This is a genomic window from Luteococcus sp. Sow4_B9 (assembly GCF_052116585.1).
GTDB lineage: Bacteria > Actinomycetota > Actinomycetes > Propionibacteriales > Propionibacteriaceae > Luteococcus.
The window spans coordinates 145,115-167,819 of the sequence record NZ_JBQKKT010000001.1 but is presented as its reverse complement, the minus strand read 5'-3'; the positions used below and the strand labels follow the sequence as shown (position 1 = coordinate 167,819).

At 67.4% G+C, this 22,705-nt stretch carries 19 protein-coding genes and 1 tRNA gene; 10 read left to right on the top strand and 10 right to left on the bottom strand.

All coding sequences use genetic code 11. From position 1 onward, the window contains the following. The first annotated feature begins 27 nt into the window (after positions 1-27). Together ACTQ49_RS00730 and ACTQ49_RS00725 are read left to right on the top strand one after the other, a co-directional pair. Entirely contained in the window at positions 28-711 is a 684-nt protein-coding gene (locus ACTQ49_RS00730) for an ABC transporter ATP-binding protein (protein WP_441825922.1), read from the top strand. A 5-nt stretch (positions 712-716) separates the two neighbouring features. After that, a complete protein-coding gene (locus ACTQ49_RS00725) occupies positions 717-3,224 on the top strand; it encodes an FtsX-like permease family protein (protein ID WP_441825921.1) in 2,508 nt (835 codons plus the stop codon). Here ACTQ49_RS00725 and serA read toward each other — a convergent pair whose 3' ends face one another. The 6 genes from serA to ACTQ49_RS00695 all read right to left on the bottom strand — a co-directional run bounded on the left by serA (position 3,225) and on the right by ACTQ49_RS00695 (position 9,421). Beyond that, on the bottom strand, positions 3,225-4,412 hold the full coding sequence (serA, locus tag ACTQ49_RS00720; protein ID WP_441825920.1) for a phosphoglycerate dehydrogenase: 1,188 nt from the start codon (positions 4,410-4,412) through the stop codon (positions 3,225-3,227). Positions 4,413-4,483: 71 nt separating this feature from the next. Beyond that, on the bottom strand, positions 4,484-5,278 hold the full coding sequence (locus ACTQ49_RS00715) for an ABC transporter ATP-binding protein (RefSeq protein ID WP_441825919.1): 795 nt from the start codon (positions 5,276-5,278) through the stop codon (positions 4,484-4,486). Next, entirely contained in the window at positions 5,275-6,111 is an 837-nt protein-coding gene (locus ACTQ49_RS00710; protein WP_441825918.1) for an ABC transporter ATP-binding protein, read from the bottom strand. The genes ACTQ49_RS00715 and ACTQ49_RS00710 overlap by 4 nt, the downstream gene beginning before the upstream one ends. Beyond that, positions 6,108-6,923, bottom strand: coding sequence for an ABC transporter permease (locus ACTQ49_RS00705; protein ID WP_441826043.1), 816 nt, complete (start codon positions 6,921-6,923; stop codon positions 6,108-6,110). Before ACTQ49_RS00705 ends, ACTQ49_RS00710 begins: the two co-directional genes overlap by 4 nt. Further along, positions 6,923-7,870: an ABC transporter permease gene (locus tag ACTQ49_RS00700; protein ID WP_441826042.1), complete on the bottom strand. Its 948-nt coding sequence runs from the start codon at positions 7,868-7,870 to the stop codon at positions 6,923-6,925. The genes ACTQ49_RS00705 and ACTQ49_RS00700 overlap by 1 nt, the downstream gene beginning before the upstream one ends. A 21-nt stretch (positions 7,871-7,891) precedes the next feature. Beyond that, the gene (locus ACTQ49_RS00695; RefSeq protein ID WP_441825917.1) at positions 7,892-9,421 is read right to left on the bottom strand and encodes an ABC transporter substrate-binding protein; all 1,530 of its coding nucleotides are present in this window, start codon (positions 9,419-9,421) and stop codon (positions 7,892-7,894) included. A 154-nt stretch (positions 9,422-9,575) separates the two neighbouring features. On the opposite strand from ACTQ49_RS00695, the gene ACTQ49_RS00690 reads away from it, so the two are divergent. The 5 genes from ACTQ49_RS00690 to ACTQ49_RS00670 all read left to right on the top strand — a co-directional run bounded on the left by ACTQ49_RS00690 (position 9,576) and on the right by ACTQ49_RS00670 (position 14,204). After that, positions 9,576-10,718: an FUSC family protein gene (locus tag ACTQ49_RS00690; RefSeq protein ID WP_441825916.1), complete on the top strand. Its 1,143-nt coding sequence runs from the start codon at positions 9,576-9,578 to the stop codon at positions 10,716-10,718. Between the two features lie 49 nt (positions 10,719-10,767). Further along, positions 10,768-10,841: transfer RNA gene (locus tag ACTQ49_RS00685), tRNA-Met, on the top strand. A 140-nt stretch (positions 10,842-10,981) separates the two neighbouring features. Then, the gene (locus ACTQ49_RS00680) at positions 10,982-11,473 is read left to right on the top strand and encodes an FBP domain-containing protein (RefSeq protein WP_441825915.1); all 492 of its coding nucleotides are present in this window, start codon (positions 10,982-10,984) and stop codon (positions 11,471-11,473) included. A 53-nt stretch (positions 11,474-11,526) separates the two neighbouring features. Beyond that, complete coding sequence (locus ACTQ49_RS00675) at positions 11,527-12,846, top strand: M16 family metallopeptidase (protein WP_441825914.1); 1,320 nt, start codon at positions 11,527-11,529, stop codon at positions 12,844-12,846. Beyond that, a complete protein-coding gene (locus tag ACTQ49_RS00670) occupies positions 12,843-14,204 on the top strand; it encodes a M16 family metallopeptidase (RefSeq protein ID WP_441825913.1) in 1,362 nt (453 codons plus the stop codon). Before ACTQ49_RS00675 ends, ACTQ49_RS00670 begins: the two co-directional genes overlap by 4 nt. A 34-nt stretch (positions 14,205-14,238) precedes the next feature. Here the strand turns inward: ACTQ49_RS00670 and ACTQ49_RS00665 are convergent, their stop codons facing one another. From ACTQ49_RS00665 to ACTQ49_RS00655, 3 genes are all read right to left on the bottom strand, one after another. After that, positions 14,239-17,157 carry a UPF0182 family membrane protein gene (locus ACTQ49_RS00665; RefSeq protein WP_441825912.1) on the bottom strand — a complete coding sequence of 973 codons (2,919 nt, stop codon included), beginning with the start codon at positions 17,155-17,157 and terminating at the stop codon, positions 14,239-14,241. 4 nt (positions 17,158-17,161) lie between these two features. Next, on the bottom strand, positions 17,162-17,716 hold the full coding sequence (locus ACTQ49_RS00660) for a PPA1309 family protein (RefSeq protein WP_441825911.1): 555 nt from the start codon (positions 17,714-17,716) through the stop codon (positions 17,162-17,164). Positions 17,717-17,803: 87 nt separating this feature from the next. Continuing rightward, positions 17,804-18,856 carry a YlbL family protein gene (locus ACTQ49_RS00655; RefSeq protein WP_441825910.1) on the bottom strand — a complete coding sequence of 351 codons (1,053 nt, stop codon included), beginning with the start codon at positions 18,854-18,856 and terminating at the stop codon, positions 17,804-17,806. A 254-nt stretch (positions 18,857-19,110) separates the two neighbouring features. Here ACTQ49_RS00655 and ACTQ49_RS00650 point away from each other — a divergent pair, with 254 nt between their 5' ends. Further along, entirely contained in the window at positions 19,111-20,490 is a 1,380-nt protein-coding gene (locus tag ACTQ49_RS00650) for a zinc-dependent metalloprotease (RefSeq protein WP_441825909.1), read from the top strand. 36 nt (positions 20,491-20,526) lie between these two features. On the opposite strand, the gene ACTQ49_RS00645 is transcribed toward ACTQ49_RS00650, so the two are convergent. Next, on the bottom strand, positions 20,527-21,108 hold the full coding sequence (locus ACTQ49_RS00645; RefSeq protein WP_441825908.1) for a M48 metallopeptidase family protein: 582 nt from the start codon (positions 21,106-21,108) through the stop codon (positions 20,527-20,529). A 321-nt stretch (positions 21,109-21,429) separates the two neighbouring features. On the opposite strand from ACTQ49_RS00645, the gene ACTQ49_RS00640 reads away from it, so the two are divergent. Further along, positions 21,430-21,597, top strand: a complete 168-nt coding sequence (locus ACTQ49_RS00640; RefSeq protein WP_420175378.1) for a DUF5679 domain-containing protein — start codon at positions 21,430-21,432, stop codon at positions 21,595-21,597. A 189-nt stretch (positions 21,598-21,786) separates the two neighbouring features. Further along, positions 21,787-22,704 carry a hypothetical protein gene (locus ACTQ49_RS00635; RefSeq protein ID WP_441825907.1) on the top strand — a complete coding sequence of 306 codons (918 nt, stop codon included), beginning with the start codon at positions 21,787-21,789 and terminating at the stop codon, positions 22,702-22,704. The last annotated feature ends 1 nt before the right edge of the window (position 22,705 follow it).

Sequence of the window (22,705 nt, the reverse complement as noted above, 5' to 3'; positions counted from 1 at the left end):
ACCCCTCGTCACCCCAAGGGAGCCGCCATGCTGAGGATGGTCGGGGTCAGCAAGACCTATGACGCCGGGGATGCGGCGGTCCATGCCCTGCAGTCCATCAGTCTGGACCTGGCACCGGGCACGATGACCGCCATCATGGGTCCCAGCGGCTGTGGGAAGTCCACACTGCTCAGCATCGCTGGCGGTCTCCTCCATCCCGATTCCGGGACGGTCGAGGTGGCCGGACAGGAGCTCACGGGTCTGGCCGAGAAGCAGCTCTACCGGCACCGCCGCCGCCACATCGGCTTCGTCTTCCAGGACTACAACTTGGTTCCGATGCTGACGGCGCTGGACAACGTTGCGCTGCCGGCCGAACTCGACGGGCGACCACGAAGCGCCAGCCTCGCAGAGGCTCGTGATGCCTTGGCGGCCCTCGGTTTGGTGGACCAGGCGGACAGGCTCCCCTCAACCCTCTCCGGCGGCCAGCAGCAGCGGGTCGCGCTAGCCCGTGCGCTGATGGGTACACAACGACTCATCCTGGCCGATGAGCCCACGGGGGCCCTCGATTCCGTGAACTCGGAGCACGTCATGGACGCCATGGAAACGATGGCTCAGCGCGGCTCGACCCTGCTCGTCGCCACCCACGACCCCGACGTGGCTGCTCGTGCCAGCAGGGTGCTCCGGATGCAGGACGGTCAGTTCCTGCCGGTGTCTGGACTGGCCACACGATGAGGACGATGACTCGGCTCGCCTTCATCCTCCTGCGGCGCAAGGCCTTGCGGTCCGGGCTGATCACCGCCTGCCTTGCACTTCCGCTGGCCGTCGCCGTCAGCCTGCTGACGCTCCAGGCCTCGTCGCGACTCTCGGTGGAGACCAAGGTCTCGTCGATGATCGGGGCAAGCAGGGCCACTCTGTCCACGGATCGCTGGGGCTCGACCGTCGAGGAGTCCCTCACCCAACAACGTCGTGCCCTCCCCGCCACCATCGCCGGCACGGCAACACCAGAGATCATCGGCCCGGCCAATGTGCGCCTCGACGACCGTGAGGTCGCAAGCATCGTGTACGGCCTCGAAGAGAGCGATCAGCACACGGGACGCTTCATCCTGGACAAGGGCCGCTGGCCCACTGCCGACGGCGAGGCGATGATCGCGGGACACATCGCACGCTTCCTGGACATCGGTGTGGGCGACGAGATCCGTGTGGGCGACGCATCCGTCCCGCTCCGTGTGGTGGGTCTGGCAGCCGTGCCCACGGACACGACGAGGGCATTCGTCGTCACAAGCCTGAACACTGCCTCCACGGTGGTCCCCGTACCGTCGACGATGCCCGCCAACCAGCCGAGCACCGCGCCGGTGAGCTACATCGTCTGGCACTGCGCCAGTGAACCCAGCCCGTCCTCCGCCACCGAGATGGAGGCCGCTGGGTGGCAGGTCAAGACCCGCGCCGAGTTCCAGCAGACCTTGGCAGAAGAGTCCTCATCCTCGGCTCTGGACGAGACCACCGCGCTGACCTGGTCAGTTCTGCTCTTCGTACTGCTCGAACTGGGTCTGGTCATCTTCGCCGTCTACCTCGTCGCGTCCCAGAGCCTGCGGCGGGAGACGGGACTGCTCGCGACGCTGGGGGCCGATCGTCACCAGCTCATGACGATGTTCGCTGCCCAAGGACTGCTGACCGGAGTGGCCGGCGTCCTCGTCGGCCTGGGCTGTGGGCTGCTCATTGCCACCGTGTTGCGGCCCTGGTTCCTGGCCCGACAGTCCTTGGCGGGAGCAACCCTGGTGGTCCCCTGGAGCCAGGTTTCCGCCCTGGGCCTGCTGGTGCTGCTCCTACCCACCATCGCGTCCTGGGTCGCGGCCCGTCCTGCCCTGACCGAGACCCTGGGCCCAAGCCGTCGACGTGCCGCAGGGAAGCCGGCCAGACACAGGTTCTCGGAATGGCCCGGCACAGTAGGAGTCTTCGGCCTGTCGCTGCTGGTGCTGGCGGCCATGTGGCAGTTCCCGGGCTTCACGCTCGCGGGCTCTCTCGCCACCCTGCTGTCCGCGGCAGGGGTGCTGCATCGCCATCTGCGCAAGGGCAGGGCCAGTGCTCGTGGATCGGCGGCGCCGAGGATCGCTGCCGGGCTCACCACCAGCAGTCCGGTGCGAACGGCCACGATGGCCCTAGTGATCGGCACCCTGGTGAGCACTTTTGGCCTGCTCCTGGGTGCCTACGGAGGCAAGGGCTCCTCGGTGGGAGCCCAGTACCAGCCCACCTCCCCGCACGGCAGTTCTGTCGTGATGATGACCAGGTCCCCTCAGCCCTCGACCGTGTTGGCGATCAGGGACCTCCTGGCTGGCCACGGAGAGCTCGCCCGCTTCGCGTATGCGGCTCCTCCCGAACCGACGCCATCTGCCGGTGAGCCACGCCTGAGCTGGTGGGGTGCGGTGGCCGTGACAGCCCCTGACGACTTCCCCGTGACGGACGTCAGTCTGACAGTGGCCGAGCGAGGAGACCTCGAGCGCATGATCGGCCGGTCACTGACGCAACAGGAAGAGGCCGCCTGGAACAACGGGACGGTCCTGGTGACCGATGATCGTCTGTCGACCGGAGGTGTGGTCACCCTGAGCACCCAGGCCGAGTCATTGCGGACGATGACTCCTCCAGCGCTCGCCATTACCGAGCGGAGCACCTACTCGTCGATGCCCACGGCCTTCATCTCTGCTGAGGGAATCCGCGAGCTCGGGGGCAGCGCCTACGTGCAGAACGAAATGTGGGTCCTTCCAGGACCGGTGGACGAGGACCTGGAGTCGAAGATCAGGGGCATGCTGTCCTCCGACATTGGCTCGGGTTGGTACATCCTGCAGACCGAGCGAGGGTCCCGCGCAGCCGCGGTCCTGCGCGCGATGCTGGGTTACGGGCTGGTGACCATCACCCTGATCGCGCTTGCGCTCGGCTTCCTGGTCCTGGCACTGTCCGGCGCGGAACTGCGACCTGTACTGGCCTCGCTCTCGGCAGTGGGCGCCGATGCACGCTGGCGCACCCGAGTCATGGTCCTCCATACCGGACAGGTCTTGCTGTGGGGAATGCTCTTGGCCACCGCCGTCCTGGTCCTGGCAGTGCCATCGCTCTTGATCACGCTGGGCATCCCGCTGACAGTCTGGCCGCTGTTGGCCGTGCTGTCAGCGGGCCTGGGACTCGCCATTGCCACGGTCGTGGCGGGGCGGTGCTCCCCCATCCGGCCTGATGACCTCGTCCGACGGGTCCAATGATCAGATGACGCGGACCCGGACCGTCTCGTCCAGCTCGGCCAGCTCGTGCTGCAGGTTCGGGTGCTGCCCGCTCACGTCGATCACCGCGTAGCCGATCGCGCCGCGCGTGGCCAGCGTCTGGAAGGTGATGTTGCCGTCGTGCTGCGCCAGGACCTGGTTCAGGCGGGCCATCACGCCCGGCACATTGTGGTGCATGTGCAGCACACGGGTTCCCTCGAACGCCCCGGCGACGATCTCCGGCACGTTCACGCTCATCTGGGTTCCGCCGGTGGTCACGTGGTCGAGCAGCTTGCCGGCGACGAAACGGCCGATGTCCACCTGCGCCTCCTTGGTCGAGCCGCCCACGTGCGGGGTCAGGATCACATTGGGCACATTCTGCAGCGGGGATTCGAAGGGCATGCCGGCCTTCTTCGGTTCACTGGGGAAGACGTCGAGTCCAGCTCCCGCGATGTGGCCGCTCTCCAGGTGACGCACCAGCGCGTCGACGTCATAGACGTGACCGCGGGACAGGTTCAGGAACATCGCGCGATCCTTCATCATCGCGAACTGTTCCTCGCCGAAGAAGTTCTCATTCGAGGCACGGCCGTCGACGTGCAGGGTGACCAGGTCCGCCTCAGCCAGCAGTTCCTCCAGGCTGTCGCAGCGACGGGCATTGCCCAGGGCAAGCTTGTCGGCGATGTCGTAGAAGATGACGCTCATGCCCAGACTCTCGGCCAGCACCGACAGCTGGGCGCCGATGTTGCCATATCCGATGATGCCCAACACCCGGCCACGGATTTCGTGCGACCCATTGGCCGACTTGTTCCACACGCCCTGGTGCATCATCTGGTTCTTCTCGGGCAGACGTCGGGCCAGGGCGATGATCTCCCCGATGGCCAGCTCCACCACCGAGCGCGTGTTGCTGTACGGCGCATTGAAGACCGGGATTCCCTTGGCTGCTGCCGCGCCGAGGGCCACCTGATTGGTGCCGATGCAGAAACAGCCAGCCGCCAGCAGATCCGGGCTTGCCTCAATGACCCGCTCGGTCAGCTGCGTGGTGGACCGGATGCCCAGGACGCTGACGCCCTGCAGCGCCTCGATGAGCTCGTCCTCACCCAGCGCACCGGGACGAGTCTCGACCTCAAGGCCCGCCTCGGTGAGGATGCGGGTGGCTTCGGAATGGATGTTCTCGAGCAGAAGTGCCTTCACCCGGTGAATCCTAGGCCCCCGGCAGTCGCGGGCCGAACATGTCTCACAGTTGCTGGCGCAAGGTCAGAAGTTCAGGACTGCAACCGAATCCGTGGTACCGCTGCCAACAGGTCCTGGGTGTAGGGATGAGACGGTTCCTGGTAGACCTTCGCGCAGCTGCCTCGCTCCACCACCTCGCCCTGGCGCATCACCAGAACCTGGTCACAGACGTGCCGCACCACCATCAGGTCGTGCGAGACGAAGACCATCGTCAACGCGTACTCCTCCACGAGCTCGTGGAGGAGGTTGAGCACGTGGGCGCGCACGGAGACGTCGAGTGCGCTGACCGGCTCGTCGGCGATCAGCACCTCCGGTTTGGGCGCCAGGGCCCGCGCGATGGCGATGCGCTGACGTTGGCCGCCGGAGAACTCGTGTGGATAGCGATCTGCCTGGGCGGCGGAAAGCCCTACCTGCTCCATCACCTCGGCCAGGCGCTTGCCGTGGTCCACCGGAATGTCGTCCCGCTGGCGCAGCAGGGGACTCCGCAAGGGTTCGGTGATGATCTCCCCCACCCGCATCCGCGGGTTCAGGGAGCTGCGCGGATCCTGGAAGACGAGCTGCACGCTGGCCCTCAGATCGCCCAGGGACCGTTCCGGGAGTGACTGGATCTGGGTTCCGCGGAACTCGATGGTGCCGTCGGTCGGGCGGTCCAGTGCGGCCATCATCCGGATCAGGGTTGACTTGCCGGAGCCGGACTCCCCCACGATGCCCAGCCGGTCTCCGGGCATCAGGTCCAGGCCAACGTCCTGGACGGCCCTGACCGTCGACGAACCCCGTCCGTACTGGCGGGTGACGCCCCGCAGCCGGTAGAGCGGATCGGTGCTCATCGCTGATCTCCCGTCCAGAAGTCCTCGACGACGGGTAGGCGGTCCCCCGGCTGGGCCAGGTCGAGCCGTGCCGTGGCCACCAGCCCCTGGGTGTAACCGTGCTGGGGCTCGCCGAGCACCTGGGCGATGCTGCCCCGCTCCACCACCTGACCGCGCCACATCACCATCACCTCGTCGCAGACCTGGCTGACCACCGCGAGATCGTGCGAGATGAACAGGCAGGCCGCACCTGCGGCGTCCAGCTGCTCGTCCAGAACGCGCAGTACTCGGGCCTGCACGGTCACGTCCAGGGCTGTGGTGGGTTCGTCGCAGATCACCAGATCGGGCGAGTTGACCAGCGCCATCGCCATCATCACGCGTTGGCGCTGTCCGCCGGACAATTCGTGCGGATAGGAGTCGGCGATCCGCTGCGGGGTGGGCAGCCCCACTCGCCCCAGCATGTCGATGACCTGGTCACGCGCCCGGCCGGGCGCAGCTCCCTGGTGCAGGCGCAGCACCTCGGCCACCTGACGTCCACAGGTCATCGTCGGGTCCAGTGCGCTCATCGGCTCCTGGAAGACCATGCCCATCAGGTCGCCGCGCAGCCTCGACAGTTCGCGGTCACTGGCCCCCACGATCTGGTGGCCGCCCACCGTGATGGTGCCTGACACGTGCGCATTGTCCGGCAGCAGGCCCATCATCGCCAGGGCGGTGACGCTCTTGCCCGAGCCGGACTCGCCGATCAGGCCCACTCGCTGGCCGGGCTCCAGCGTGAAGGACAGGCCGGTCACCGCGGGCACGCGGCGACGACCGAAGCTGACATCGAGCTCCTTGACCTCGACCAGAGGACTCACTGCACCTCCCGGAGTCTCGGATCAAGCAGCTCGCGCAGCCCGTCGCCCAGCAGGTTGAAACCCAGCACGGCCAGGGCGATGGCCAGACCGGGCCAGATCACCTGCTCGGGGTGGCTGAAGAGCTGCTTGCTCTGCGCCTCGTACAGCATGCGTCCCCAGGACGGTGTGGTGATGGCAGTGGCCAGCCCCAGATAGCTCAGCGCGGCCTCCGCCAGGATGGCCATGCCAAAGCTCACCGACGCCTGGACCCCCACCAGCGGGGCGATGTTGGGCCAGACATGGCGACGTGCAATGGTCGGCCACGTGGTGCCACAACCACGGGCTGCCAAGACGTAGTCCTGGCTCATCACCTGCAGGCAGGCCGCGCGGGTGATCCTGGTGAAGACAGGGATCGTGGCCACACCGATGGCCACCATGCCGGTCAGCGTTGATCCTCCGACCGCAGCGGCCAGCAGAATGGCCAGCAGCAGAGCGGGGAAGGCATAGAGGACGTCGGTGATGCGCATGACGAGGCGCCCCACCCAGCCGCCTCGCATGCCGGCCAGCATGCCCAGCGGCACGCCGATCACTGCAGCGATGGACACGGCCACCACACCGACGAGGAGACAGATCTGAGCCCCGGCCATCAGGCGGCTCAGCACGTCGATACCCATCACGTCGGTACCCATCAGGTGGGGCCAGCCCGGCGGCAGCATCCGCGTCGACGGGTTCACGTCATTGGGGTCGAAGGGCGTCCACACCAGCGAGACGAGCGCGGTGAGTACCAGACCGCCCACCAGCACGGCACCGGCCCAGAGCGAGAAGCGACGCATCATGCCTGGCCTGCCTGACTGCCGCGCAAGCGAGGGTCGATCAGCACATAGGACATGTCCACCAGGGCGTTGATGACCAGCACCAGCGCCACCAGGATCATGACGATGGTCTGCACCAGCACCAACTCCCGCTGCTGCACGGCGTCCAGCAAGAGGCGTCCCAGCCCGGGCAGCGCAAAGACGCTCTCCACCACGATGGCGCCGACGAAGAGAGTCGCCAACTGCAGCCCCAGAACGGTCACGACGCTGAGGGCCGCATTGCGCAGCCCGTGCCGCACCATCGCGGCGCGCGTGGTCCATCCCACGGATCGAGCAGTGCGGAACCAGTCCTCTCCCAGTACCTCGATGAAGGCGCTGCGGACATAGCGGGTGAGTACGGAGGACTGCACGAGGGCCAGGGAGAGCACCGGCAGGACCAGTCGCCGGGCCCCTTCCAGCGGATCCGACGAGATCGGCACATAGCCGTTCGCCGGAAGCCAGCGCAGCTTCACCGCAAACACGACCACCAGGATGATGCCGGCCAGGAAGGCGGGTACTGCCATGCCCAGCTGGCTGAGGGCGGAGACGACTGCGCCGGACCAGCGGCGGCGGCGCAGGGCCGCGAACATGCCCACCGGAACTGCGATCGCCAGAGCCAGCAGCATGCCGAGACCCACCAGCCAGAGCGTCACCGCCAACTTGGGTGCGATCAGGCTGACAACGCTCTGGCCGGTGCGCACGCTGGTGCCGAAGTTGCCGGTGACCAGGTCGCCAAGCCACTCGACGTAGCGCACGACGATGGGTCGGTCCAGACCGAGCTCACTGCGAAGCGCCGCGAGCGAGGCCTCGTCGGCCTGGTCACCCAGGATGGCCGTGGCAACATCCCCTGGCAGGAGGTTGACCAGGCAGAAGATGATCGCGGACGCGAGCAACAGGCTCGCCACGAAAGTGACGAGCCTGCGCAACAGGAGTCTGGACCTGCTCAACGATCAGCCGTTGCGCGACGCCAGCGTCGTCAGGTCGAAGCTCGAACTGGTGGCATTGGCCGGCATTCCGGTGATGTCCGCCGTGGTGACGGCGATGCGCGGGAAGAGCCACAGGAAGTTCGCCGCTGCATCCGTCGAGAGCATCTTCCCGGCCTGCTTCATCAGCGCCACCTGCTGCGCATCGTCGGCCTGGTCGGCCTGCTCCACCAGCTTGGCGAAGGCTGGATTGTCGTAGTGCCAGTAGTAGTCCGGATCCGCGAAGTTCACGATGTCCCTGGGTTCGACGTGGTTCACGATCGTCATGTCGTAGTTCCCGTCGGTGAAGACCTCCTTGAGCCAGCGGGCCCAGTCGAGCTCCTCGACCGTCGCCGTGATCCCGACGGCCTTCAGCTGGCTGGTGATGAACTGCGCAGCCGACGGGCCGTACGGAAGGGTGGGGACCCGCAGACGAAGTTTGAGGTTGGTGACCCCCGCTTCCTCGAGCAGCGCCTTGGCCTTCGCCTGGTCATAGGGATAGGCCTGCGAGAGATCCTCGTACCAGGGATCGGTGGGCGGAACCATCGAGCCGATCAACTGTCCCTTGCCACCCCACACGGCATCCAACAACGCCTTGCGGTCGATGGCGTGCAGGATGGCCTGGCGCACCTTGACATTCTTCAGAGCGGGATTGCCGCCCTTGCCCTGGTTCATGCCCAGCACGACCTCGCCATTGGTGGTGCCCTCCAGCACCGTGAACCGCGACGTGTCGCTGAACTGGTCCAGGGCCTCGGGTGCCGTCAGGTCACTGATGATGTCCAAGTCTCCGGCGAGCATCGCAGAGCTCATGGAGTTGGCGTCGGCGAAATAGCGGAAGCGGACGTGGTCGAAACGGGCCGGGGTGCCCCAGTACTGCTCGTTGAGCTTCAGGGCCACGGACTCGCCCTGCTTCCACTCGTCAAAGGCGAAGGGGCCGGAACCCACCGGTGTGCTGGCCAGCGACCCGAAGGCCTTCGGATCGGCGATCACGCCGGTGGCGGAGGCCATGTCATAGAGCCAGGTCTGCGACGGGCGCTTCAGCTTCACCGTCACGACCGTCGGGCTGGTGGCCTGGGCCGACGAGACCACCGACATCTGGCGCTTCAACAGGGGAAGCACATTCTTCTGGTTCTGGATGCGCTTGATATTGGCCACGACGGCCTCGGCGTCCACCGGATCCCCCGTGGAGAACCTGGCCTTCGGCTGCAGGTCGAAGGTGTAGGTGAGCCGATCCGGCGACGTGGACCACTTCTGGGCCAGCAGCGGCTTGATCTGACCGTCACCGTCGATCTTCACGAGCGTTTCGTACAGGTTGTACAGGAGGGCCTGGGGGATCTGAGCACCGCTCTGCGTGGTGGGATCCATCGACTGCGGCTGGGCCGTGGCACCGATGACGAGATTTCTCGCCTGCTCGGAGTCCTCGGCTGGTGTCTTGGCCGTGCACCCTGCCGTAACCGCCAGCACCAGCGCGGCGGCACACGCCACCGCCCTGCGCGCACCCATCCTGAAAGATCCCATCCGCCCACTCCTGAGTCATTGATCGGCAAGCATCCCGCAGCGCAGCGGAGGCTCGGGCAAACTCTACATGTGGATGCAGGGGCCAGCCGGATGATCGAACAGCGGACCATCATGGAGCACCACGCCGCCCAACTGTCCCTGGGAAGGAGCCACGATGCAGGAGCGGTGGAAGCGCTCTGCGCTGCATGAGATGACGCTGCAGGCCTTCGACCTGTCCGAACAGGCCGCGAGGTTCGGGCTGGCCGAGCAGCAGAGACGCCTGGAGCGCTGGCGCGCACGCCGCTTCATGATCGTCCAGATTGCGCTCGCCGCCGGCACCGCATGGTTCCTGGGACAGCGCATCCTGGGCCACCCGATGCCCTTCTTCGCCTCCGTGGCCGCCATCTTGTGTCTGGGATTCAGTTTCGGACAGCGCGTCTCGCGTGTCGTCGAGGTCTCCTTCGGTGTCTTCATCGGCGTCTTCATGGGCGACCTGTTCGTCATGCTCTTCGGCACCGGCCCGTGGCAGATCGCACTCGTCTGCTTCGTCGCCATGTCCGTGGCCACCTGGTTCAATGCCAAACCTCTGATGATCAACCAGTCCGGAATCCAGGCCGCCACCGTCATGACCCTGATGCCAGCTCCAGGCCAGGGCCTGAGCCGATGGCAGGACGCCCTGCTGGGCTGTGCGCTGGCGATGGCCTTTGCCCTGGTGGCGCCAACCAGCCCAATCCAGAAGCCACGGCTGATTGCCGGCGCCGTACTGGAACAGTGCTCCAGGACCATCAGGGAGGCTCGAGAGGCCCTGCGGACCCAGGACCGCACCAAGGGCGAAAAGGTGCTGGACCTTGCCAGAGCCACCGAGCAGCAGCTGCGCCAATTGGCCGACGCAGCATCGGAGGGTGTTGCCGTGACCCGCTACTCCCCCTTCCTGCGCTCCGAGCGCCATCACGTGCAGGCCGTCGCGGAACTGGTGGCGCCGCTCGACCGGCTGTGCCGCAATCTCCGCGTCCTGGCCAGGCGCGCAACGATCGCCACCTGGCGTAGCGAGTCGGTGCCCGACGACTATCTGGACGTGCTCGACCATCTGGCCGACGCCGTGGACTTCTGCGCCACCGAGCTGGCCGCCCGCCGGCTGCCCGAACGCGCACGACCGAGGATCATCGCCGTCGCGGAGGAGACCGACGGGATCGGGGTGCATGGTTCGCTCTCCGGCATCGTGGTTCTGGCCCAGTCTCGCTCCATGCTGGTGGACCTCCTGGAGCTGACCGGACTGAGCTATGCCGAGTCCCGGGCGCTGGTCCCGGAGGCGGACTGATCCTCGATTTTGCCTTTCGTTGGTCGGCGTGTAATGTAGTTCTCACCGACGCGGGGTGGAGCAGCTCGGTAGCTCGCTGGGCTCATAACCCAGAGGTCACAGGTTCAAATCCTGTCCCCGCTACGAGATGAAAGTGCCGCTGGACCGGGATCACCTCCCGAGCCAGCGGCACTTTGCTGTGTTTGGGAGACCTTGCTGTCCCTGGGAGACCTTGCTGTGCCTGGGAGGCGGGCGATCCCGATCTGTGGCAGTAGGATCGGTTGGTGCACCCCATCACCCACGACCAGATCCGCGCCGGCTTCGTGAACTGCACGAAGGGCGAGGCCAAGCGCATGGCCCTCCCATCGCTCGATTCCGTGGACTGGGAAAACCTGGACTACTTCGGCTGGCGGGACCCAGGCTCCCCCGCAGTCGGTGGACTGGCACTGTGGCGCGGCGACGAAACCGTATCGATCGCCCTGCGCGCCACCGCCCGCACGGCCTCCATGAAGCAGGGCATGTGTTCGCTGTGCCATACCTTCCACCCCAGCGCCGACGTCGCCATGATGGGTGCCCGGCGAGCAGGCAGCCGCGGACGGGAGGGCAACTCCGTCGGCGCCGCGATGTGTGCCGATCTCGCCTGTTCCCTGTACGCGCGCAAGATCAAACAGCCCCGCCGGGTCCAGCCCCAGGAGACGCTGGACCTGACCGCCCGCGTCGAACGGCTGCAGGCCAATCTGGACCGATTCGTCTCGCGCGTGGTCGACGGCCTGTGACCTCGCCAACCGTTGGGAGCCACCCATCGCGGTGATGTGGCACGCTGGTGGGCATGTCACAAGCACTGACGCTGCACTACGAGATCGTCGAGCGCACCCTGCCGAACGGTCTGCGGGTGGTTGCCAACCCCGATCCCAGTTCCCCGGCCGTGGCGGTGAACCTCTGGTACCACGTGGGTTCCGGCGACGAGGTACCAGGGCGCAGCGGCTTTGCCCATCTCTTCGAGCACCTGATGTTCCAGGGCTCGGCCGGTGTGGACAGCGGTGAACACCTCTCCGCCCTGCAGGCAGCCGGCGGTCATGTGAACGCGACCACCAGCTTCGACCGGACCAACTACTTCGAGACCGTGCCGGAAGGCGCGGTGGAACTAGCGCTGTGGCTGGAGGCCGATCGCCTGGGCACGCTCGACGTCAGCCAGGAGAATCTGGACAACCAGCGTGAGGTGGTCAAGGAGGAGAAGCGCCAGCGCTACGACAACGTGCCCTATGGCGACCAGCTGCACCTCCTGCTGGCGCTGAACCACCCGTCGGAACACGCCTACGGACACACCACCATCGGTTCCATGGAGGACCTGGACGCAGCCAGTCTGGACGACGTCCGAGACTTCTTCAGCACCTGGTACCGGGCATCGAACCTGGTGCTGACCCTCGCCGGAGCCATCGAGGCCGACGAGGCCTTCGCCCTGGCCGAGAAGTATTTCGGCCAGCTGCCCACCCTCCCCGCGCCCGAGCGCCGCGCGGTGCAGGCGCTGCCGCCCCATACGGGAGTCCCGCGGTTGGACGTGGTGCGCGACGTCCCCCGCTCGGCGCTCCATCTGTGCTGGCGCACGCCTCCCCTGACCCATCCGGACCACTTGCCCCTGGAACAGGCCCTGGCCATCCTGGGCGGAGGACCAGCCAGCCGCCTGCACAAGGTGATGGTCCGGGAACTGGAATTGGCGGAGGGTGCCGGCGCCTCCCAGATCGATCTGGAGCGCGGCTCGATCGCCCTGGTCTCCGCCCGCGCGCGCGAGGAAGTCGATCTGGAGCGCGTGGAGGAGGAGCTCCTGCGACAACTCCACGCGCTGATCGACGAGGGCGTCACGGATGAGGAACTCGACCGAGCCTGCGCCTCCTACGAGCGCGAATGGCTCGGCGAACTGGCGCAGATCGACAGCCGCGCCGACCAGCTCGGCGCCTTCGCGACTCTCCACGGCGACCCCACCCGGCTGAACACGCAGTTGGAGCGGCTGCGGGCCGTCACCGTCCAGGACGTCCAGCGCGCCGCCCGGGACTGGTTGCACCCTGACCAGCGCAGCGTCCTGTACTACCAACGTGGTCAGGACACCGAGACTGCGGAACAGAGCACCGGCACCACCAAGGAGCAGGCATGACCCAGCAGCGACTCCCCCGCCCCGAGCTGCGGGCGGCCCGGCCATGGAGCTTCCCGCAGGCCCGGGAACGCACCCTGCCCAATGGTCTTCGCGTGTGGGCCTTCGACCTGCCGGGACAGCACGTCGTCACCGCCACGCTGGTGCTGGACCTGCCCCTGTCCGTCGAGGATCCGGCCCTGGAGGGCGTGACCACCATCACACTGCGCACCAGCGACGAGGGCACCGTGCCGCACCCCGGCGAACAGATCATCGACGCGCTGGAGTCCGTTGGCGCTGCCTATGACGGAGGAGCCAGCGCCACCGCCACCGTCTGTTCGCTCGACGTCCCGCGCACCCGGTTCGCCGACGCGATGCCGCTCTTCTCGGAGATCGTCCGCCAACCAACCCATGAGGCTGCCGACATCGCCCGTCACGTCGCGCTGCGCCTGACCGAGCTGGAACAAACCCGCATCTCCGCCCCGGCCCTGGCGGCCCTGGCGGTGCGGCGGGTCCTCTTCGACCCCGCCTCACGCGACTCCCGTATCCAGGGCGGTGAGGAGACCACGGTGGCCGCGATCACCCGCGAGGCGGTGGCCGCCTTCCACGCCGAGCACTGGCGGCCCGACGGCGCCACCCTGGTGATCGCGGGAGAGCTGGACGCGGACGTCGATGCCGTCATCGACGCCGCCTTCGGCGACTGGCCTGCTTCGGGTACTCCCGCCCAGCACACCGTCCCGATGCCACGCGCACTGCCAACCACGGAAGGGGGCCGACGCGTCGTCCACCTGGTGGACCTGCCCGATGCCGTCCAGACGGAGATCCGGGTCACCGGCATCGGCCTGGACCGCAGCAGCCCGGACTTCGCACCGCTGCAGGTGGCCGCCAATGCGATGGGCGGTAGTTTCGGCAGCCGGCTGAACTCCGTGCTGCGTGAGGAGAAGGGGTTCACCTACGGGGTGCACTTCAGCGTCGCACCCAGCCGCCTGGGCGGCACCTGGGCCGTCTCCTCCAGCGTGCGCACCGAGGTCACCGCCGAGGCCCTCGAGGACACGCTGCGGATCATCGAACTCGATGAGGACTTCAGCCCGGACGAGATCAGTGACGCGGTGAGCCAGAAGCTGGGCATCGCACCGCTGCGCTATGACACGGCCGGTGCCATCGCCAGCCAGGCGGCCACCCTGGCAGCCGCGGGTTGGCACCCGGATTTCGTCAACCTGCACTTTCGTCGGATCGCCCAGGTGAGTACCGCATCGGCCAGCAATGCCTACCGACGTGTCGTGCGGAAGGACAATGCGCACGTCGTGCTGGTGGGCGATGCGAAGGCCCTGACCCCGCAGCTGGAGGACGCCGGCTACGCCGTGCAGTTGCTGGTGCCCTGAGCGGCACCAGCAACTGTCACCCCAGCGTCGCTGATCAGCGGAGTGCCGCGTCGGCCGCCTTCACCTTCTGCTTGGCCAGATCCATCTGCTTCTGGTAGCCCGCCAGGTCGCCCTTCTTGAGGGCGGCATCGGCCGCTTCGAAGGCCGTCGCCGCCTCGTTCAGCAGCTTCTGGGCGGCCTCCTGCCCGGTGACCGGCTCCGCTGGCGTGCCGGGGGCGCCGGGCTGGGGCGTCTCCCCCGCGGTCTCCTCTCCGGTGGAGGCACCCGCGTCGCCCTTGAAGACACTGTCCAGTGCCTCCTGCAGGGTGGCACCGATGCCAATGTGCTCACCGAAGCGCACCACGACGAAGCGCAGCACCAGGTAGCCACCGCTGGTGGTGCTCTGCTGCGTGTAGACCGGCGACACGTAGAGCAGGCCGCCACCCACCGGAATGGTGAGCAGATTGCCGAAGTGCGCCTGGGCCGAACCCTGCATCAGGTAGGGGCGCAGCTTGGAGGCCACCGTCTCGTCGGTGTTCATCGCATTGAAGGTCTGCCCCGGGCCGGCCACCTGCTTGCTGTCGCTGAGCTTCAGCACCCGCATCTGCCCATAGTCAGGGCTCGAGGCATCGGCATTCACCGCCATGTAGGCACCCAGGTTCTCACGACCTCGTGGCACCAGCACGCTGGTCTGGCTGAAGACCGGCTCCTTGTCCCCAGGCCACTTGATGGACAGGTAGTTGGGCGCCTCCTTGCCCTCGGCCACAGGGTCGTTCGGCACCTCCCAGAGGTCCGACTGCTGGAACCAGGTGTCGGGATTGGTCGTGTGGTAACGGGACAGCACCTCGCGCTGCACCTTGAACAGGTCCGACGGGTAGCGCATGTGGTCCAGCAGGTCCTCGGGAATCGCCGTGCGGGGCTTCACCTTGCCGGGGTAGACCTTCTGCCAGGTCTTCAGGATCGGATCGGCCTCGTCCCAGGCGTAGAGGGTGACCTCACCGTCACCCGCATCCACGACGGCCTTCACCGAATTGCGCAGGTAGTTCACGGGACGTGACTGCTGCGCCACGCTGGTCTGCGAGTCGGACGTCGCCTGGCGGAACTCCACCTGGTTGGAGTTCGGGTACAGCCCCGACGTGGTGTAGGCGTCCACGATCCACACGATCCGTCCGTCGACCACTGCCGGGTAGGCGTCGGAGTCCGGGGTCAGCCAGGGAGCCACCTTCTGCAGCCGCTCCCGTGGCGTCCGGTCGTACAGGATCCGGGAGGCCTCGTTCACGCGGCCGGTGGACAGCAACAGGTTGACGTCGCCGAAGCGGATGGCGTACAGGGCTCGGATGAGGGGATTGCCGATGCCCACGCCACCCTTGCCGTCATAGGTGTTGCGGGTCTCGACGGCGCCCTGCTTGCCACCGCCGGGGGTGTCCAGCTCGACGGGATCGGCTCCCTGCGGGGCGCCCACCACGGCATAGGTGTTGGTGCGTTCGCCGAAGTAGATCCGGGACTGGGTCTCGCCGAGCTTGCCCTTGGTGGGGATGTCCCGGGCGATCCACTCGGGCTCGCCGTTGGCCTGGCGACGGTTGCCATAGGCCCCCACCACTCCGTAGCCGTGCGTGTAGACGGTGTGCAGATTGGTCCAGTTCTTGTCCGGAATCTTGTCGTGGTTGATCTCACGAGCGGCCACCACCGCATCGGTGAACTGGCCGTCGATCGTGTAGCGATCGACGTCGAGCACCTTGGGGAAGGAGTAGTAGCCACGCACCTGCTGCAGCTGCTCGAAGGTGGGCCCAATCAGGGAAGGGTCGATCAGGCGGATTCCGGGCAGGGCTTCGGCATCCTGCTTGAGCTGACCGGCAGAGACACTGGTGGTCGCGTCATAGTCCTCGGTGATCTCCACCGAGTTGATCCCGAAGGCGGCCCTGGTGGCCGTGATGTTCTCCGAGATGTAGTCGCGTTCGCGGGCCGGGCCCTTCGGCTGCACGTCGAAGCGCTGCACGACGGCCGGGTAGGCACCGGAGATCAGGACCGAGCTGGCCAGCATCAGGACCACGGCCAGAAGCGGGATGTTCCAGCGGCGTAGCCGAGCGTTGAGGAAGAACAGCAGCGCACACAGCAGGGCGATCATCGCGACGATGTTCTTGGCCACCACGCGGGAGCGCAGGTCCGCATACCCGATGCCGGTGAACAGCCAGTTGTCCGTGACCGCGAATCCGTAACGGTCCAGCCAGCAGTCCACCGCGTAGAGCACCAACATCACCCCGGCCAGCACGGACATGTGGGCCTGGGCGGCTCCCGACAGGCGAGCCGGTTGGCGCCGGACGATGTTCTGCCCCGACGGGGTCGTGGTGATCGTGAAGGACTGCAGGGCGCCGAGCGCCAGATGCGCCACCAGGACCAGGAAGAGGCTCACCCCCACCATCCAGAAGGCTTGCGAGAGCACGAACCGCCACCACGGGTAGTCGAAGACGTAGAAGGACACGTCTCGGTCGAACCAAGGCTCGGTGGTGCCGAAGGCAGTGGCGTGGCGCCACGCCAGGAAGAGGTCGCGCTGTGTGAAGGCGGTCAGCCCACTCAGCAGGCCGAAGGAGAGCGCGGCAAGGGCGATCGCCAAACGGTGCCTGCTCTCCAGCAGCGATCGGGTCACACCGGTGAAGGGAGTCTCCGGCCCCCGAGTGCGGGGACGCATCCGGTGCGCGAGCCACAGATTGAGCGCCACCACCGCCGCGGTGAGTCCTCCAAAGACGAGGAACAGCAGGAGTCCGGTTCCTAGACGGGTGCGGAAGACATTGGTGAATCCCAGTTGCTTGAACCACAGCCAGTCGGTCCAGATGCGGGCGTACAGGCCGATGGCCACCAGCAGCAGACCGGCCACGGCCAACACACGGGGCAGACGGGTCTGCTCAGTTCCGCTCTGGGCGGGGCGGGGGCGGCCCGGGCGCCGAGCCGGTCCCCCGGCGGGATGTGCAGTGCTCATCGATTCACCTCAGGGTCTCCGCGAGCACGCGGGACAGACCGGGGACGAGGTCATGGCCCCCCAGCAACTCGTCGGGCTGCGTGACCAGACGAGCCAACCCGTGGGTGCTGCCATCGCGCAGGGCGCCGACGACCACCCGCACATCCTGGTGCTGCGGATGGTTGGCCACGAAACGCGCCGCGTCGTCGGGGTGGGCTGGGATCTGGTCCTCCAGGCCCGCCGGGAGAAAGCTACGCTCCAGACTCAGGGCGCAACCGTGCACGTCGTCGGACCAGCCAATTCGGGAGAGCGTCTCGAACAGGTCCTCGCCATCTCGGAAGTCCTCCTGCTCGATCGAACTCAGCGCATCGTCGCTGGTGACCGTGAGCTGCTCGGCCAACTGGGGCTCCGCGGCCACCAGGTCTGCCGTGCGCACCAGGGCAAAGAGCCGGGCAGGCTGGTCCCACCCGGACTGCCCCACATACTGCTCGATCTCCACCAGGGCGGCCACCAGGGCCTCGGGGAGCTCGGACACCTGCTCGGCGGCAGGTCGGGTCTCGGCGCTGCTGTCGTCGGTCATGCTGCTCATCTCTGTTTCGGTCTTGTCGTCACCGGTTTCGCTGCGGTGACTGGTTCTCGTGTCATGCGTGTCCGGATGCGGGTGCCCTCACTGGCACCGGGGCAGGCTGGCCGGTTGCTTGCCGGCCCGCAGGTCCGAGAGGGCCTTGACGGCCTCCCCCATCGTGCCGACCTTCACGAGCTCCATCGAACTCTCCATGCCCGCGATGTCGGTGCAGTTGCCGCTCGGTACCAGGAAGTATTCGGCTCCGGAACGTTCGGCGCCCGCGATCTTCTCCTGGATGCCGCCGATCGGGCCGACCCGGCCGTCTGCGGAGATCTGGCCGGTGACGGCCACCTTGCGGCCACCCAGCAGGTCACCGGGCGTGATCATGTCATAGATCGCCAGACTGAAGACCAGCCCTGCGCTGGGACCCACCACAGCCGGATCAATCCCGAAGGTCACCTTGGGCGCGTACAGGTATCCCTCCGCAGTGCGGGTACCGATCACCGGTACCTTCTTGTCCTCATTCGACGAGACGGTAGTCACCGTCACGTCCATCTGCTTGCCGTCACGCAGGACGGAAAGCACCACCGGGTCTCCGACGGCGTGGCGCGCCACCAGTCGATCGACGTCGGCCGGGCGCTGCACCTCGGTCTGGTCCACGCGTTCGATCAGGTCGCCCGGTTCCAGCCGGGAGTAGGCAGGGCCCGACAGCCCCACCGACTTCACCACCGGCATCTGCTGCACCTCCTCGCCGGCAGCGCGCAGGGCAGCGACGACAGCCTGGGACTTCGAGTCATCCATCATCGCCACCTCCTCCGTGCGCACCTGGGTGACGGTCTTGCTGGGCGGGTAGACCACGTCCCGCTGCAAGACGTCGCGCTTGGGGAGCAGGTGGGCCATCACCGCCTCGGGCAGGCTCAGCCGCGAATCGACGCGCGTCACGGACACGGTGGTCATCTGGAGCTCGCCCGTGACGGGGTGGTTCCGCAGCCCGTCGACCTTCACGGCGGGCTGTCCGGTGTCGCCCTGGCCCAGCAGATTGAGGGTGCGGCCGGGCCCCCAGGCCACGAAGGGCACGGGCAACAGCGCCAGCAGCATCGCCAGCACGACGAAGCAGACCGCCGAGACGATGGCCGTCCAGGTCTGACGGGTCATCGACGGCCCACCACCATGGAGGCGGTCGGGGCAGGGCACACGGGGGCGCCCGCGCAGGGCACGGGAAGCATGGCGCCACCCTACCCCGCCCGCATCCGCGAGCCATGATGATCCCGCCGCGCCCCGCGCACATACGGGGCAGTACCGTGCGCACGACTTGGGGCAGTACCGTGCGCACGACTTGGGGCAGTGTCGTGCGGACGACTTGGGGCAGTGTCGTGCGGACGACTTGGGTCGTGGGGTTCAATGGGACCATGAGCGACCCGACCGGAGCCCCCCGCGACGACCAGCCGAACGACCCGATGGCCGAGATCCTGCGCCAGCTGGGCCTCACGCCAGGCGCAGACGGCCAGCTCGACCTGAACCAGTTGATGGCTCGACTGCAGCAACAGATGGGTGCCTTTGCCGCCCAGAGCTCCAGTGGTGCCGGGATCAACTGGGAACGCACCCGGCATGCGGCCCGTCAGGTGGCTGCGGGTCTGGGCCCCGATCCCAGCACCACCTCGCAACAGCAGCGCGAGGTGGCCGATGCGGAGCGCCTCGCGAACCTCTGGCTGGACGAGGCCTGCGACTTCGCCGAGCTGCCCCATCCCGCCGTGGCCTGGAGCCGGGCGGAATGGATCGAGGAGACCATGCCCGCCTGGGAGCAGGTCACGGGCCCCATCGTCACCAACATTGCCGAGGCCATGGGCGAGATGATGGGCGGACAGGCCGCTCATCTGCCCGCGGAGCTCGGGGCCTTCGGGGCCATGATGCAGCCCATGCTGCGCCAGGCGGCTGGCGCCATGTACTCGCTGCAGTTGGCCCAGGCGATCGCGAAGGCCTCCACCGAGGTGGTGACCGGCTCGGAGATCGGATTCCAGCTGCTGCGCAACGCTCGCGCCGCTGTGCTGCCCACGAATGTCCGCTCCTTCTCCGAGGGGCTGGAAGTCAGCGACCAGGACGTGCTGCTGTACCTGATGCTGCGCGAATCGGCTCGCCAGCGCCTGTTCAACCAGGTGGGCTGGCTGGCCCCACAGATGCTCGCACTCGTCGAGCACTACGCGCGTGAGATCCGGATCGACGCGACCGCCCTGGAGAGTGCCATCGACATCGACGACATGGGTCAGCTGACGCCGGAGAAGATGGCGGAGATCTCCGAGAACCTGCAGGGCCGCCTGTTCGAGCCCACCCAGACTCAGGAGCAAGTGGAGATCCTGGGCCGACTGGAGAATCTGCTGGCTCTGGTGGAGGGCTGGGTGGACGAGGTGGTGGCCCAGGCCACTGCACGCTGGATGCCCAATTCCTCCGTCCTGGCGGAGACGCTGCGCCGCCGCCGCGCCGCTGGTGGCCCCTCCGAGGATGTCCTCAAGTCCCTGGTCGGGCTCGAGCTGCGCCCGCGACGGGTGCGCGACGCCGCAAACTTGTGGGCAGCACTGACCGCCGACCGGGGCGTCGGGGGCCGTGACGCGGTGTGGAACCACCCGGACCTGATCCCGACCTCCGCAGATCTGGACGATCCCCTGGGCTACGTGAGTGGGGAGAATGCACGCCCTGCCGCCGACGACCTGGATGCGGAGCTGGCCAGGCTGCTGGCCGAGGAGGGCCGCGACGAGGGCGACTCGGGCTCCGGCTCGCCTGCCACCGATCACTGAGCCGGTCGCACGCAGGATTCCTGCCCTGACTCGACTTCAGTCGATCTCGGGGATCGTGGCGTCGCCAGCGGCCGTGACACGTGCCGAGGTCCAGCCCTCCAAAAATCCGCGGGCCCGTTCCGCCTGCGGGTAGTGGCCCACCAGCCAGTGGAAGCGCGGCGTGTGGTGGACTTCCGCCAGATGTGCCAGTTCGTGCACCAGGACGTAGTCACGGACCCACTGCGGCATGTCCCGTAACCGCGATGACAGCCGGATCGTGCCATCGGCGGGGGTGCAGGATCCCCACCTATGGTTCTGGTTGTCCACCCAACGAACCGAGGCAGGGCGCAAGAGTTGGCCTGCTGGCCCATCGAGGTGCTCCTGGGCCAGCTGGACCGCGCGATCCAGTAGGGCGTCGGGCTGCTGTGTGCTGCGACGCGCCCGGTCTCGCCGGACGATGCGTCGGACCAGACGCTCGGCCCACTGCTGCTCGTCGGACGCGCTCATGCCTTGGGGCAGCAGGAGGACGAAGCCCTCGCCCTCGCGGCGGGCGGAGACGGTCTTGCGACGTCGCGCACTGCGCCGCAGTGCCACGGGGAATCCGTCGACGACCAGCTGTTCGCAGGAGGGTTGGATCACCTGCCCAGTCTGGCAGAGGAACGAACGGGGCTGTCGGCTGTCAGGGTTGACGCAGGGCCCGGCCGCCACTACGTTGTTCCAGAGGCCCTCGGCTGGTCGATCGTGTGCAGGGGAAGGCAGACGATCTTGATCGCCGGGGGCCTCGTCCGTTCCCCGCGAGCACCATCCGAGCACCGCTGAGCGCGAAATTGCCCCCATCACGTCGGCGTGCCGCGGCAGATGGCGCGCTTTTGCTGTGTGGGCATCGCTACAGTGAACGTCGAGCCCGGTGGCCGCCTCAGTTCTGGCTGCCGGCCGGACAACACACCTCAGGAGGAAAACATGGCCGACGAAGAGACCTACAGCGGTGAGTTCTACTGCGTGAAGTGCAAGGACAAGCGCGAGGCTTCGGGCAATGTCGTCGTCAACGACAAGGGAACCCGCATGGCCAAGGCCAAGTGCCCCGAGTGTGGCACCAATCTGAACCGCATCCTCGGCAAGGCCAAGTGATCGCGTAGTCCAGGACACGGCGCCCAGGCGTCGACTGCTTCCTTCGAAGGGGGCGAGCCCATGGGGCTCGCCCCCTTCGTCGTCTCCGAGTCCACCCGAAGCCCCCGCCCACGCTGGGGTGTTGGCAGCTCGTTGTCACGGTGTTGTCCGCACTCCACACCGGATGGATCCCGTCGCAGGATGGGATTCATGAAGACCTGTCTGCGCGCCCACCGCATCCCAACGGGCGACGCCGTGCGTTACTGGGTGGACGAGACCTGCTGGGCGGAGATCCAACAGCCCGATCCACGCATCGAAACGCGGCTCGGCTGGGCCAAGAGCCCCTTCTCCCGGGATGGTCTGGTGCGCGGGTTGGCCAGCCCCGAGCGGCAACAGCTGGACGGCTTGCTGGACCTGTTCGACGAGCACGGCCTCTGCGTCGACGAGGTAGGCCGCTCCGCCATGTCGACCATCCACGTGGCCGTGGCTGGATCGGGACGGCTGGCGCGCGGAATCGCCCAGGGGCTCCTGCGCGCCGGCGGGATGCAGCTGACCTGTCATGATCCCGCCAGACCCGATCGCACGATCTGGGGACAGGGAACACAGATCTCGGGAGGGCAGGCGATGGCCCACTGGCTGCGGCCACGCCACCACGTGCGGGTGCGGGCCCTGCACGATGTAGCAGCGATGGCCCGGGCCGAGGTGGACCTGGTGGTCGTGGCACCAGACCGGGCTGAGGCGGACCGTGTGCTGCTGAGCCAGCTCACCCGTCACGATCTTCCCCACCTGGTGGTGGGGTGTCACGGCGACATCGGCCGCATCGGCCCGCTGGTACTGCCGGGCCGCACCCCCTGCGTCACGTGCCACGATCTGGCTCTGGGTGTCACGGATCCTGCCTGGCCGCGGGTCCTCGCCCACCTGTGCCGGATGCGGACGGCAGCCCACCCCGCCATGGAGAACTGGATCGCAGCCCGTACGGTGCTGGAGGTCGGCTGGATGGCGCGCTCGCTCGGGTCTGCGGAGCACCTGGTGGGGTGCGTCGAATTCCATGACCTGCAGCACCCACGGCCCCGTAGGTCCACCTTCGGGGACCACGACGACTGTGGCTGTTGCTGGTCCCCCGTCTGAG

Bases quoted from the DNA above. Each gene is read 5' to 3' on its own strand.
- ACTQ49_RS00730 (WP_441825922.1), top strand. From the start codon at position 28: ATGCTGAGGATGGTCGGGGTCAGCAAGACCTATGACGCCGGGGATGCG.
- ACTQ49_RS00725 (WP_441825921.1), top strand. From the start codon at position 717: ATGACTCGGCTCGCCTTCATCCTCCTGCGGCGCAAGGCCTTGCGGTCC.
- ACTQ49_RS00715 (WP_441825919.1), bottom strand. From the start codon at position 5,278: ATGAGCACCGATCCGCTCTACCGGCTGCGGGGCGTCACCCGCCAGTAC.
- ACTQ49_RS00705 (WP_441826043.1), bottom strand. From the start codon at position 6,923: ATGCGTCGCTTCTCGCTCTGGGCCGGTGCCGTGCTGGTGGGCGGTCTG.
- ACTQ49_RS00695 (WP_441825917.1), bottom strand. From the start codon at position 9,421: ATGGGATCTTTCAGGATGGGTGCGCGCAGGGCGGTGGCGTGTGCCGCC.
- ACTQ49_RS00690 (WP_441825916.1), top strand. From the start codon at position 9,576: ATGCAGGAGCGGTGGAAGCGCTCTGCGCTGCATGAGATGACGCTGCAG.
- ACTQ49_RS00675 (WP_441825914.1), top strand. From the start codon at position 11,527: ATGTCACAAGCACTGACGCTGCACTACGAGATCGTCGAGCGCACCCTG.
- ACTQ49_RS00670 (WP_441825913.1), top strand. From the start codon at position 12,843: ATGACCCAGCAGCGACTCCCCCGCCCCGAGCTGCGGGCGGCCCGGCCA.
- ACTQ49_RS00665 (WP_441825912.1), bottom strand. From the start codon at position 17,157: ATGAGCACTGCACATCCCGCCGGGGGACCGGCTCGGCGCCCGGGCCGC.
- ACTQ49_RS00660 (WP_441825911.1), bottom strand. From the start codon at position 17,716: ATGACCGACGACAGCAGCGCCGAGACCCGACCTGCCGCCGAGCAGGTG.
- ACTQ49_RS00655 (WP_441825910.1), bottom strand. From the start codon at position 18,856: ATGACCCGTCAGACCTGGACGGCCATCGTCTCGGCGGTCTGCTTCGTC.
- ACTQ49_RS00650 (WP_441825909.1), top strand. From the start codon at position 19,111: ATGAGCGACCCGACCGGAGCCCCCCGCGACGACCAGCCGAACGACCCG.
- ACTQ49_RS00640 (WP_420175378.1), top strand. From the start codon at position 21,430: ATGGCCGACGAAGAGACCTACAGCGGTGAGTTCTACTGCGTGAAGTGC.
- ACTQ49_RS00635 (WP_441825907.1), top strand. From the start codon at position 21,787: ATGAAGACCTGTCTGCGCGCCCACCGCATCCCAACGGGCGACGCCGTG.